Below are 12,426 nucleotides of genomic sequence, written 5' to 3' on the forward strand. Positions count from 1 at the left end.
AAAGAGATGAAAGGGGAGGGGAAAGATGAAACCACTTCAGGTGAAGACAGGGGAAGAAAAGGGATACCGGGTGATGGTGGAGCCGAGGATCACCTCACCACGCGGGTTTCAAGCGGCCGGACTCCACGCAGGTATCAAGCGGAAGCGGAAAGATCTGGGGTTGATTCTTTGCGATGTGCCTGCTTCCGCCGCCGCCGTATACACACTGAATGCCTTCCAGGCGGCGCCTCTGCAAGTGACAAAGGAAGGGCTGGCGGTGGAAGGGAAGATGCAGGCGATGGTGGTGAACAGTGGTATTGCCAACGCCTGCACCGGTGAACAGGGTTTGGAGGATGCCCGGGAAATGCGCCGGGAGACGGCCAGACGGCTCGGGATACCGGAACACCTGGTCGGCGTCGTTTCCACCGGCTTGATCGGGAATCGGCTTCCGATGGACCGAGTGAAACAAGCGATTCCCCAACTGGTGCACAAGGTAGATGCCGAAAGTCATGCGCCTTTTTGTCAGTCGATCCTGACCACGGACACCTGTACAAAAGCAGCGGAGGTTCGTCTGACGGTGGACGGTCGGGAAGTACGGATCGCTGGGGCGGCCAAAGGTTCTGGAATGATCCACCCCAATATGGCGACCATGCTGGCCTTTATCAACACCGATGCGACGATTCAGCCCGGTGTGTTACAGGGGCTGCTCAGAAAGGTGACGGATGAGACCTTCAACATGATCACCGTTGACGGGGATTGCAGCACCAACGATATGGTTTCCGTGATGGCTAGCGGTCAAGCGGGAAACACCGCGCTCACGGAAGATCATCCCGATTGGCAAACCTTTTATGATGCCTTTACCCATGTGGCACGGGTCTTGGCCCAACAGATCGCCCGGGATGGGGAAGGGGCGACGCGATTGGTAGAAGTGATCGTTACCGGGGCGGAGACCAAGGAAGGGGCGCGCCAGGCGGCCAAATCGATCGTCGGCTCCAGTCTGGTCAAAACCGCTGTTTACGGAGCAGACCCCAATTGGGGACGAATAGTCGGCGCCCTGGGTTATAGCGGGGCTTTATTCGATCCGGAGAGAATCGAAGTTCATATCGGCTCGGTCTGCGTCCTTCGGCAGGGGCGCCCGGTGGCAATCGATGAGGATGCGGCCCGCCGGGAGCTGGAGAAGGACTCGGTCCAACTCCGTGTCGATCTGCACCGGGGACGGGAAGAAGCAGCAGCCTGGGGATGCGATTTGACCTACGATTATGTGCGGATCAACGCCAGTTATCGGACATAGACAGAGGAGGAACGGAGGATGGGATTTCAACCGGCAGTAATCAAACTGGGCGGCAGCGTGCTGGAGCGGCTGCACCCTTCCTTCTTCCAGGGGTGTGGACAACTGATGGAAGAAGGGATTCATCCGGTGATCGTGCACGGGGGTGGACCGGAAATTAGCCGGGTTCAACAGCGGCTGGGATTTACCGCCCGTTTTGTGGATGGTTTGCGCGTCACCGATGACTCGGGGATGAAAACAGTGGAGATGGTGTTGGCCGGAAGGGTCAATAAGCGGCTGGTCGCCGATCTCCAGGCCGCTGGCCATGCCGCTGTCGGATTGTCCGGCGTCGACGGAGGGCTGTTGGAAGTGAAGCAAAGAACGCCGGCCTTGGGCTGGGTGGGGGACATCACCGCCGTTCGCCCCCGACTCCTGGTGGACCTGATGAATGCCGGTTGGATTCCGGTAGTGGCCTCTCTGGGAGCAGATCCCGCCGGACAGCGGTACAACGTGAACGCCGACACCGCCGCAGGTGCGATCACCCGGGCGCTGAAAGCGGAGCGGCTGATCATGGTGACCGATGTGCCCGGTATCCACAAAGGTGATGGGAAAAAGGTTTTGCCCCGGGTCACTCCCGCTGAAATACAGCAGATGATCCAGGAGGAGACGATCACCGGCGGGATGATCCCCAAGGTGGAGGCGGCGCTGGAAGGGTTGACCGGTTCGGTGGATGAGGTGATCGTCACCGACGGAAGCCAATCGGACTGTTTGACACAAAAGGGAACTCGAATTGTAAAGGAGGTGGCCACCAGTGGCCCTGTTTCCGACATATGCGCGAAATGACATAAAACTGATCCGGGGAGAAGGCGCGTGGCTGTGGGATGATCAGGGAAACCGATATCTGGATTTCACCTCGGGCCTCGGTGTCTGCAACTTGGGTCATACCCACCCCGGGGTGAAAGCGGCGGTTCATGAGCAACTGGATCAGTTGTGGCATGTATCCAACCTGTACCGTATCCCCCTCCAAGAGCAGGTGGCGGGGAAGCTGGCGGAAGTGAGCGGCCTCGATTTTTCCTTTTTCTGCAACAGCGGGGCGGAAGCCAACGAAGCGGCGATCAAGCTGGCCCGCCGGTATGGGCGGGAACAAAAAGGACTGCACCGGCCGGAGGTGGTCACCTTCTATTCCTCCTTCCACGGCAGGTCCCTGGCTACCCTGACCGCCACCGGTCAGGCGAAGGTAAAAGAAGGGTTTGCCCCTCTGCCAGAAGGATTTCGCTCTCTTCCCTATAACGATCGGGATGCACTGAAAGAGGGACTGACGGAACAAACCGCGGCTGTAATGCTGGAACTGATCCAGGGCGAAGGAGGCGTCCGTCCCGCCGATCCCGATTTTTTGCAGGAGTTGGAGCGGTTGTGCCGGGATCGGGAGATCCTGTTGATGGTGGATGAGGTGCAGACCGGGATGGGGCGGACAGGGGACCTGTTCGCTTTCCGACAGGCAGGCATTAGTCCCGATGTGATCACCCTGGCCAAAGGCTTGGGCAACGGTCTCCCCGTGGGAGCGATGTTGGGTCGCAAAGGGCTGGAGGTGCATTTCGGTCCAGGTAGTCACGCCAGTACCTTCGGCGGCAATCCCGTGGTGATGGCTGCCGCTAAAGCCGTCCTTGAGGAGCTTTCCACCACGGATCTCCTGAGCCGCGTGCGGCATACTTCTCACCGGCTTCAGACCTTGCTTCACGACAAGTTGGCGTCCCATCCGACGGTGGTGGAGATTCGCGGGCAGGGACTGATGTGGGGAGTGGAACTGAATCGCCCGGCCGCGCCCCTGTTGCCGATTTTACAACGAAAAGGATTGTTGGCGGTGATCGCCGGTCCACAAGTCTTGCGGCTTTTGCCGCCCTTGGTGACGAAGGAAGAAGAGGCCGTCCATGGGGTTCGCATCATCGAGGAAGGTTTGCAGCAGTTGGAGGAGGTTGTTGACGGTGGAAGCGTATCTCGTATTTGAAGACGGAGACATATTTCCCGGGACGTGGATCGGCACGCCGAAAAAGGTTGCTGGGGAGGTGGTGTTTACCACGGGCATGACCGGCTATCAGGAGGTGATCACCGACCCATCCTACGCGGGCCAGCTGGTCACTTTCACCTATCCCCTGATCGGAAATTACGGCATGGTTCCGGGGGAGGGTGAAAGTGACCACCCCTGCTGTGCCGGTGTGGTTTTGAGTGAACTGTGTCAAGACGGGGAACAGAACCTCGGCGCCTGGTTGGATACCCACGAGGTCCCGGGTATCGCCGGCATCGATACCCGGGCCGTGGTTCACAAGATACGCAAAGCGGGGGTTCTCCGGGGAGTGATCGCCTCCACCCCGGAACCGGAAGTGGAAAGCTGGCCAGATCCCCGCTCTCTGCAATGGGTGGACGGGGTTTCGGTGAAAAAGCCGGTGGAATATCCAGCCGCCGAACCGGATGCTCCCCATATTGTACTGGTCGACTTCGGGGCGAAGGCGTCCATCGTGAACAGTCTTCGCAAGCGGGGTTGCCAAGTGACGGTGGTCCCCTGGTCCTGTGATCCTGAGGAGGTGTTGAGACGGTCTCCCGATGGGCTGCTTTTCTCCAACGGGCCTGGAGACCCGAAGGCGCTCCTTCCCTTTTTACAGGATTGGGTACCGTTGGTGAGCCGGATCCCCACCATGGGCATCTGCCTCGGTCACCAGCTGTTGGCGCTTGCTTTCGGGGCGGATACAGAGCGGTTGTCCTTCGGTCACCGGGGCAGCAACCATCCGGTGAAGGAAGTGGAGACGGGCAAGGTGTGGATCACTTCGCAAAACCACGGCTACACCGTGCGCCCCGCCTCTGTGGATGAAAAGGATTGGCAAGTGACCCATCTCCATGTAAACGATGGGTCTGTGGAGGGGTTGGCTCACCGGCATTATCCGGTCTTTTCCGTTCAATTTCATCCGGAAGCTCATCCCGGACCGTCTGATGCGAAGGGACTTTTTGACCGCTTCCTGAACCACGTTCGTAAGGAGAAGGTGGTGGCGACCCATGGCTGAACCACAGCTACCGGTAAACAGCGTGTTGGTCATTGGGTCCGGCCCGATCGTCATCGGTCAAGCGGCGGAATTTGACTACTCCGGTGCCCAGGCCTGCCTCGCCCTCAAAGAGGAAGGGATCCGAGTGATTCTGGCCAACAATAACCCGGCGACGATCATGACCGATCCGGAAGCGGCGGATACGGTGTATACGGAGCCGTTGACAGCCGCATCACTCATCCGGATCATCGAGCGGGAGCGGCCAGATGGCTTGCTCGCCACCGTCGGGGGGCAGACGGGACTCAACCTGGCCGTGGAGCTGCAGGAACAAGGCGTCTTGGAACAGTACGGAGTCCGGCTCTTAGGCACACCGATCGACTCCATCCGCCGCGGAGAGGACCGGAATGCGTTTAAAGAAGCGATGGAATCGATCGGGGAGCCGGTACCCAAAGGGAAAACCGTCTCCACCGTGGAGGAAGCGCTCCGCTTCGCCGAAGCGATCGGCTACCCGGTGATCGTTCGCCCGGCCTACACGCTAGGCGGATACGGCGGCGGGGCCGCCGAAAATCCAGAGCAGTTGGAGCGGACGGCCCGGCAGGGATTGGCCGCCAGCCCCATCGGACAGGTGCTGATCGAGGAGAGCATCCTCGGCTGGGTGGAGTTAGAGTACGAGATGATGCGGGATGCCAATGATACTTGTATCGCCGTCTGCAACATGGAAAATCTCGATCCGGTGGGTACCCACACCGGAGACAGCATCGTGACCGCCCCCTCCCAAACCTTGACAGACCGCCAACACCAACTGCTGCGCAGCGTCGCCTGTAAAGTGACCCGCTATCTAAACGTGATCGGCGGCTGTAATATCCAATTCGCTTTTCACCCGGAGACCGGGGATTACCGCATCATCGAGGTGAATCCCCGGGTGAGCCGGTCCAGTGCTTTAGCCTCCAAGGCGACCGGCTATCCGATCGCCCGGTTGGCTGCTAAACTTTCCATCGGCCACCGGCTGGATGAATGTCTTAATCCGGTTACTGGCCACACTTTTGCCAGCTTCGAACCGGCGTTGGATTATGTGGTGGTTAAACTGCCCCGTTGGCCCTTCGACAAGTTTCCCGCAGCGAATCGGGCCTTGGGTACGCAGATGAAAGCGACTGGCGAAGTGATGGCTTTGGGGCGCAATCTGGAGACGGCTCTGTACAAAGCGATCCGTTCTCTGGACCAGGACCGGTTTACGCTGCTTCTCGACCCGGACCGCAAGTTGACGAAGGAAGAGTTGCAACAACGGCTTACCCACCCTGACGATCGGCGCCTGTTTGCACTTGCAGAAGCCTTTCGGCGAGGGTGGTCGGTAAAAGAACTCCACCAGCTGACCGCGATTCGCCCCTGGTTTTTAAAGCGGATCCAGGGCATGGTGTTTCTGGAGCTGGAACTGGCCGCCTCCGATTGGGATGGCATCACCGATGAAAAGCTGCGGGAAGCCAAAGAGAAAGGGATCGCCGACGCTGCTCTGGCGCAATGGCTCCATGTGTCCGAGGCCGATCTTCGCGCTCGCTGGAAACGTAACGGGTGGGCTCCCGCCTATAAATGGGTCGATACCTGTGCCGGCGAGTTTGTGGCGGAGACTCCCTACTTCTATTCCTCTTGGCAGGGAAGGGACGAGGTGGCTTCTCCTGAAGGAAAGCGGCGTGTGCTGGTGCTGGGTGCCGGCCCGATCCGGATCGGGCAGGGGATCGAGTTTGACTATTGCTCCGTTCACGCCGCCAAGGCATTAAAAAAGCAAGGCATCGAATCGGTAGTGATCAACAACAACCCGGAAACAGTCAGCACCGACTATGCTACGGCCGATCGCTTGTACTTTGAACCCCTCACGGTAGAAGATGTGGTCCAGGTAGCGGAAAAGGAGCAGGTAGAGGGTGTACTGGTTCAGTATGGCGGCCAGACGGCTGTTCGCTTGATTCAGGGGCTGGAAGAGGCTCGGGTGAATGTGCTGGGTACCTCCGCCGACATCACCGATCAGGTGGAGGACCGGCAGCGGTTTTACACCCTGTTGCAAAAAACGGGGATCCCCCACATCCCCGGGGAGACTGCTCGTTCCTTGGAAGAGGCGCTCCAGGTGGCGGAAAGTCTGGGCTACCCCTTGCTGCTCCGTCCCTCCTACGTCATCGGGGGTCAGGGGATGCAGGTGGTCCGCAATCGAAAGCAACTGGAGCAAACCATCTATCGCTTTGCCGCCACGTTGCCAAAAAAGGCGTACCCGATTTTGCTCGATCGCTTTGTGGAAGGGATCGAGGTGGAAGTGGACGCTGTCACTGATGGGGAGGATTTGGTGATCCCCACCCTGGTCCAACATGTGGAACGGGCCGGGGTTCACTCCGGCGACAGTCTGTCCATCCTGTCGGCGCCGGACCTGACCGAGGATCAGAAACGGACGGTGACGGATTACACTCGCCGTATCACCCGGGCGTTACAACACCGTGGCTTGTTAAATATCCAGTTTGTTCTTGACGGGGACCGGGTGTATGTGTTGGAGGTGAATCCCCGCGCTTCCCGGACCGTTCCCGTAATCAGTAAGGTGACGGGGATCCCCATGGTGGATTGGGCCACCCGTGTCCAACTGGGAGAGCAGCTGGCCTCCTTCGCTCCCGTGGACGGGTGGGAGCCCCCTTCCCGGTGGGCAGTGAAAGGGCCGGTCTTCTCCTCCACAAAACTACCTGGCGCGGAGCCGGCGCTGGGTCCGGAAATGCGTTCTACTGGCGAAATTCTGGGAATCGGGGACACCCTGGAAGAAGCGATGGCTAAAGTGCTGCCCACAGCTGTCAACGGGACGCTGCCTGAGCCCGTCCCCGGTACTCGCCTTTTGTTGTCGGTCAACGATGCCGCCAAGAAGGAATTGGGGGCGTGGGTGCCCGAGCTAGTCCGCCGAGGGGTTTCCTTGGCGGCGACGGCGGGAACGGCGACGACTCTCTGCGAGCAGTGGGACGTGACGGTGGAGACCGTCTCCCCCGAGAATTGGGCCGACTGGTTCCGCAGAGGAGGTCCCTCCCTCATCCTCAACCTACCCACCCGGGGCGGTGTGGCAGAGCGGAACGGTTTCCGATTGCGCCAGTTAGCCCTGGAATGGCAGGTCCCTTGTTTCACTTCCCTGGATACTTTCCGGTGGTGGATCCGGATTGCCGGTGTCCGGGAAGCGAAGGATCCATCTGTCCTTCCCCTGTATACATCAGCGACGGAGGAGGTGTTAAGATGAGCGTCCAACAACAGGTTTCTGACACCCCCTTGGCGAGGAAAGATTGCTTGGCCATCTCCCGGTTCACCCCCGGCGAAATCCAGCGGCTGGTGGATAAAGCCCTGGAGATCAAAAAGAAACACCGAGACGGAGAAGCCTTCCGTCCGTTAACCGGGAAAACCCTGGCCATGATTTTTGACAAGCCGTCGACCCGGACTCGGGTCTCCTTTGAAGCAGGCATGGCCCAGCTGGGAGGTCACCCCCTCAATCTGAACCGCAACGAACTGCAACTGGGCCGGGGGGAGAGCGTCCCCGATACGGCCCGGGTCTTGTCCGGATACGTCGATGCGATTCTGATCCGCACCTTCAGCCATGAACTCGTAACGGAGCTGGCAGAACATGCGTCCATCCCTGTTATCAACGGCTTAACCGACACCCACCACCCGTGTCAGGCCTTGGCGGATCTGACCACACTCAAAGAGGAGAAAGGGAAGCTGGCCGGGCTGAAGCTGGCTTACATCGGGGACGGCAACAACATGCTTCACTCCCTGCTGGAGGCGGCGGCCGCCACCGGCATCCATTTGGCTGCCGCCTTTCCTGAAGGCTATGACCCCGATCCGGTGATCGTCAGCCAGGCGCAGGAGACAGCCGCGCAAACCGGCGCTCAGATCACCTTGACCCGGGATCCCCGAGAAGCTGTGGTGGGGGCGGATGCGGTTTATACCGATGTTTGGGCCAGCATGGGGCAAGAAGAGGAGAAGGAGAGACGAATTCGGGATTTTGCCGGTTTCCAGGTGGATGCCCAGCTGATGTCCCTGACAAAGGCCGACGCCTCCTTCTTCCACTGTTTGCCGGCCTATCGCGGCTTGGAAGTGGCGGCAGAGGTGATCGACGGTCCTCAGTCCGTCGTCTTCCAACAGGCAGAAAATCGCCTTCACGCCCAGAAGGCCCTGCTGGTGGAACTTTTGGGATAAACCCCTGATCCAAATTTATAAACGTCGAGACCCCTCTACCCTGAGAGGTTCTCGGCGTTTTTTTATGGGAATCCTCATGATCGGGTTTCGTCTTGGATCGATCCTCTTATCATCCCCGAAACTCGTTTCAGGGATGGTTGTTTGGAGGGGGGACGGCCGGGTTACAGTTAATCCTGTCCATTTCAATCAGACCCGTTCTTTTCCTCCTAATCTTTATCCCTACCTCTGCTGGCGATAATACGGAGGGGTAATGTCGTGATTATTGTAACTGTCCACTCTTTAATAGAACAGACTTTGCGAGGGGTCTGACAGCGTCGAATCGGGGCCGTAGAGAGAGGGGCGTCATTCGTTTCTGTTGGGGCAGTCTTTTTGGAAACATTCCCAGTTGTGCTGCGTTGATAAATAATGAGGTGGTTGGATGTGTTAACTGTGATTCTGGGCATTATTGTAGTGATTATTGTGATTGTGGCAGGAGCGATAGTTGAAAAGGGCAAAGGGGAGAAGGATATGATTAAACATGTTTATATTTATTTAGTCTTATTTGCAACGTTAATGATGTCAATCGGCGGAAGTGTCGGCGCTTTTATGGCTGTTGCCGATATCGTCAGCCCTGCTCCATACGAGCAAACCTTCGAGGAGTTTAAACGGATCAGTAAACAGGGACAGGCTCTTCCACCCCGGACCGATGCAGAGGATAAAGAGCAAAAAGCAGACCTGTCGCAGGAAGAGTTAAAGGCGCAATATGAAGCGATGGTTGACAGCCATAAGGAAGATCAAATTGCGAGAGCGAAAAACAGCCTGGTAAAAAGTTTTGGTTGGATCATCATTCCCCTGCCGGTTTTTCTCTACTTTCAGCGCCGTTTAGTTCATCAAAAAACAGAATCAAACGGTTAATTAACGAAACATCCCCTTCAAACGAGGCTGATACCACGCGAAGGGGATGATGTTTTACCTTTTGTGTCTGCAGTCAGCCAATGAAGTCTGTCGATTGCCGCTTTCTTCTGTTACAAAGAGGAATGATTTTCCTCTTCCCCTCCGTTTCCCCCAGATGGACGTTTGCGGCGGCGGTACAACCACAAGATGGGAAGGAAGAAGAGAGCGAGAACCAGAAGCGGCGGCAGGAGAGCGGCACCTGTTACCAACGATCCCTGAAACAAATCCTTGAGCAGACCGATGGATTGGAGGAAGGATGACTTCATCCGTTCCCCTGTGTCGGGGGTTTCCTCCGGGGAGCCCAGGGGCGCTTCCTGTGTGGCATGAATGGTTACCGTCGCGTAGACGGTGCGGTGATCCAAGTAGTTCATCCTTCCTTTTAATTGTTCGATCTCTTCCTGGACCTGAGCCAGTCGTTCTGATACCTGGAGCAGATCTTTGGTGGATTTGGCCTCTTCCATCAAGTGAAGTAGCCGTTTTTCCACCGCTTTTTTCGCCTTCAGTCTCGATTCCAGGTCGACATACTCTTCCGTCACATCTTGGCCGGAGATGTTTTGCGAGGGGATTTCTTTGGCTACCTTCTCCAGGTATCCGAGAAAGGGATAAAAGGAGGGGCGCGGGATGCGGTACACCATCTGTCCGTTCACCGATTTTCCGTCCCGGTTGCGGGAGGCATCCACCAGATAGCCTTCTTTTTTCCGGATATATTCATCGATCTGTTTCCTCGCCTGTTTCAGGTTTTTCACCCGCATCTTTACGTTTGCCTCATACATTACCTTTCGCTTTTCCGCCGACGAGGCTGCTTCATCCTTGCGGAGCGAATCTTTTGCTGTGGTGGTTGACCCTTTATCCGTACGTGCCGATTTCTCTTGCGCGGTTTCCGCCACTTGGGTCTGCTGTGTCTGCCCCTTTTGTGTCGACTGCAGCTTTTGTTCCGACGCGCATCCGGTCAATCCCACGACAACAACGAGACCCGCCAACCCGATGTTCCATTTCTTGTTGATCGAAAATCCTCCTTTTTTTCCGAGATCTATGGTTATCGACGGGAACCAGAAGGAAAAAGTTGCACGGGGAGGTTGATAATCCTTTTTTTCAGGGGAGGATAGGGTATGGCCATCTTCGGCTGCGGCGCCGTCGGGGGAATTTTCCCTTGATTGGTTGATTGGTTTCTATGAATTGGATCAGATCAACGATGCGATTCATGATTCGGAAAGCGGCGCCACCGTCAAGCTGGTGATCCGTCTGCCGGATGCCGCTGAAACCTCCTGGCCCGTCAGCCTTCCTAGGTTCCTTTTGTTTAAAGAGGTTTGGAAATGGCGAAAGGGGGTATAGATGGTAAGTCGGTGCCTTTATGATAGACAGATTTTGAAAGAACGGTTTATCATGGTATCGATCTGGGTTAAGATGAATGCTTAGGTGCAGAGAATCTCCCATCCTTGATATGGAGATAGAAGGGGACTTTGCATCAGGGAGGAGTTGAAGCATCATGCATTTTACTTTGGAAACTGAGGTGCAAACTTCAAAGGAGCAACTCTTTGATTGTTTGACGACAGAAGGGTCGCTCAAACGGTGGATCCCTCCTTTGGTCCGGATGGACTATGAGAACATGGCGGAGGAGAATAGCTGGAACGGGACTCAGTTTACCCTTCATCTTCGTCCCGGAAGAAAGGTACGGATGGTCCGGGGGGAGATTGTCGCCTATCGCCGCCCCGAATTGTTCGGTGTTCGGTTGTATCTGCGTTCCAATAATATTGTCGATCTGTTTTGTGATCTGAAAGAGGAACAGGGGAAGGTTTATCTCCAATGTGACTGCGAGGTGAGCAACGCCGAGGGAGTCGGGGGCGTGATGGGGCGCTGGTCTGCCTGGCAAGTACGGCGTGTGCTGGCCTCTCGCTTGAAAGATTTGAAAAGCATCACCGAGGAGCGTTCCATCTCGGCCTAAATGGATAATAATCCCCTGTTTTGATCGGAACAGGGTTTTCGATGATATAGCGGATGCCGGGCGAGGAGATCAGCAGGATCTTCTTAGGTCCGGCTTTCTTTTCATGAATCGATGGTTGCTAATTGTAAGTCGATCCCTGTTTCGTCCATTCAAGAGAAATGGAGGTTCAGCATAATGACCCATTTCATTCGGGAGCAATACCCGCTTAAAGGAAACAAAGTATTTATTACAGGGGTGAGTCGGCGGCGAGGCATTGGATATGCGATTGCCTGTCAAGCAGCTGCATGGGGGGCATCTGTGATCATCCATCACTACCAGCCGCATGATAAAGAGCAACCATGGGGTGCGGATGATCTGAATCAAGTGTTAGAGGGGATTGAAGCCAAGCTGATAAAGGATGCATTTCTATATGATATAAGTGGAGATTTTTCAGATCCGGGAGAACCGAAACGAGTGATGGATGAAATCACGAGAAATTGCGGTCATATCGACGCTCTCGTATGCAATCATGCGCTGAGCGGAAGCGATGGCGCGATCGGCGAGCTAACCCCCGATATGTTGGATAAACATTGGGCGGTGAACACACGATCATCTTTGCTCCTGTCGCAATATTTCGCATCCCAGCATGATCCCGAAGCGAGTAGAGGAAGGATCATATTTATGACTTCAGGACAAAGATTGGGACCGATGCCAGGGGAAGTGGCATATGCCGCATCAAAAGGAGCACTAGCGGACATTACAATGACGATATCGGATCAACTGGCTGATCAGAATATCACGGTGAATACAGTGAATCCCGGTCCGGTCGATACAGGTTATCTGACGAAAGATATGTGGGAAATGATTCAACCGATGTTTCCTTTTGGACGCTATGGTCGACCGGAAGATCCAGCACGTCTTATCGTTTGGTTATTGACACCAGAGGCTTCCTGGATCACGGGACAAATCATAAATACAGAGGGAGGATTTGGACGATGGCGTCCTCGTTCCCGGTGATGAGAGCGGATGGTGGGTCGTTGTGGTTACGGGTGGGCGCCCGTGTGTCACCAGAGAGCCAATTTTTGAATCAGGGG

Annotated in this window: 11 protein-coding genes; 10 read left to right on the plus strand and 1 reads right to left on the minus strand. The window is 56.3% G+C overall.

What is annotated here, in order from left to right:
* Positions 1-25 precede the first annotated feature (25 nt).
* The 7 genes from argJ to BLP91_RS14655 all read left to right on the plus strand — a co-directional run bounded on the left by argJ (position 26) and on the right by BLP91_RS14655 (position 9,372).
* Positions 26-1,270: a bifunctional glutamate N-acetyltransferase/amino-acid acetyltransferase ArgJ gene (gene argJ, locus BLP91_RS14625; RefSeq protein ID WP_091572717.1), complete on the plus strand. Its 1,245-nt coding sequence runs from the start codon at positions 26-28 to the stop codon at positions 1,268-1,270.
* Between the two features lie 18 nt (positions 1,271-1,288).
* Positions 1,289-2,089 carry an acetylglutamate kinase gene (gene argB / locus BLP91_RS14630; protein ID WP_091572720.1) on the plus strand — a complete coding sequence of 267 codons (801 nt, stop codon included), beginning with the start codon at positions 1,289-1,291 and terminating at the stop codon, positions 2,087-2,089.
* Entirely contained in the window at positions 2,058-3,251 is a 1,194-nt protein-coding gene (locus BLP91_RS14635) for an acetylornithine transaminase (protein ID WP_091572723.1), read from the plus strand. Before argB ends, BLP91_RS14635 begins: the two co-directional genes overlap by 32 nt.
* Entirely contained in the window at positions 3,229-4,299 is a 1,071-nt protein-coding gene (locus tag BLP91_RS14640) for a carbamoyl phosphate synthase small subunit (protein WP_245662289.1), read from the plus strand. The genes BLP91_RS14635 and BLP91_RS14640 overlap by 23 nt, the downstream gene beginning before the upstream one ends.
* On the plus strand, positions 4,292-7,525 hold the full coding sequence (gene carB / locus BLP91_RS14645; RefSeq protein WP_091572725.1) for a carbamoyl-phosphate synthase (glutamine-hydrolyzing) large subunit: 3,234 nt from the start codon (positions 4,292-4,294) through the stop codon (positions 7,523-7,525). The genes BLP91_RS14640 and carB overlap by 8 nt, the downstream gene beginning before the upstream one ends.
* Complete coding sequence (gene argF / locus BLP91_RS14650) at positions 7,522-8,478, plus strand: ornithine carbamoyltransferase (RefSeq protein WP_091572728.1); 957 nt, start codon at positions 7,522-7,524, stop codon at positions 8,476-8,478. The genes carB and argF overlap by 4 nt, the downstream gene beginning before the upstream one ends.
* Before the next feature lie 420 nt (positions 8,479-8,898).
* The gene (locus tag BLP91_RS14655) at positions 8,899-9,372 is read left to right on the plus strand and encodes a hypothetical protein (protein ID WP_218119253.1); all 474 of its coding nucleotides are present in this window, start codon (positions 8,899-8,901) and stop codon (positions 9,370-9,372) included.
* 110 nt (positions 9,373-9,482) lie between these two features.
* Here the strand turns inward: BLP91_RS14655 and BLP91_RS14660 are convergent, their stop codons facing one another.
* On the minus strand, positions 9,483-10,391 hold the full coding sequence (locus tag BLP91_RS14660) for a DUF4349 domain-containing protein (protein ID WP_176758016.1): 909 nt from the start codon (positions 10,389-10,391) through the stop codon (positions 9,483-9,485).
* Positions 10,392-10,569: 178 nt separating this feature from the next.
* Between BLP91_RS14660 and BLP91_RS16840 the strand changes: the two genes are divergently transcribed.
* The 3 genes from BLP91_RS16840 to BLP91_RS14670 all read left to right on the plus strand — a co-directional run bounded on the left by BLP91_RS16840 (position 10,570) and on the right by BLP91_RS14670 (position 12,349).
* Positions 10,570-10,743 (plus strand): hypothetical protein, encoded by a 174-nt coding sequence (locus tag BLP91_RS16840; RefSeq protein WP_176758017.1) that lies wholly within the window; start codon positions 10,570-10,572, stop codon positions 10,741-10,743.
* A 154-nt stretch (positions 10,744-10,897) separates the two neighbouring features.
* Positions 10,898-11,353 (plus strand): SRPBCC family protein, encoded by a 456-nt coding sequence (locus BLP91_RS14665; RefSeq protein WP_091572737.1) that lies wholly within the window; start codon positions 10,898-10,900, stop codon positions 11,351-11,353.
* Positions 11,354-11,527: 174 nt separating this feature from the next.
* The gene (locus BLP91_RS14670) at positions 11,528-12,349 is read left to right on the plus strand and encodes an SDR family oxidoreductase (protein ID WP_091572739.1); all 822 of its coding nucleotides are present in this window, start codon (positions 11,528-11,530) and stop codon (positions 12,347-12,349) included.
* Positions 12,350-12,426: the final 77 nt, after the last annotated feature.

This window comes from Melghirimyces thermohalophilus, from assembly GCF_900102685.1.
In the GTDB taxonomy this organism is placed as follows: domain Bacteria; phylum Bacillota; class Bacilli; order Thermoactinomycetales; family DSM-45169; genus Melghirimyces; species Melghirimyces thermohalophilus.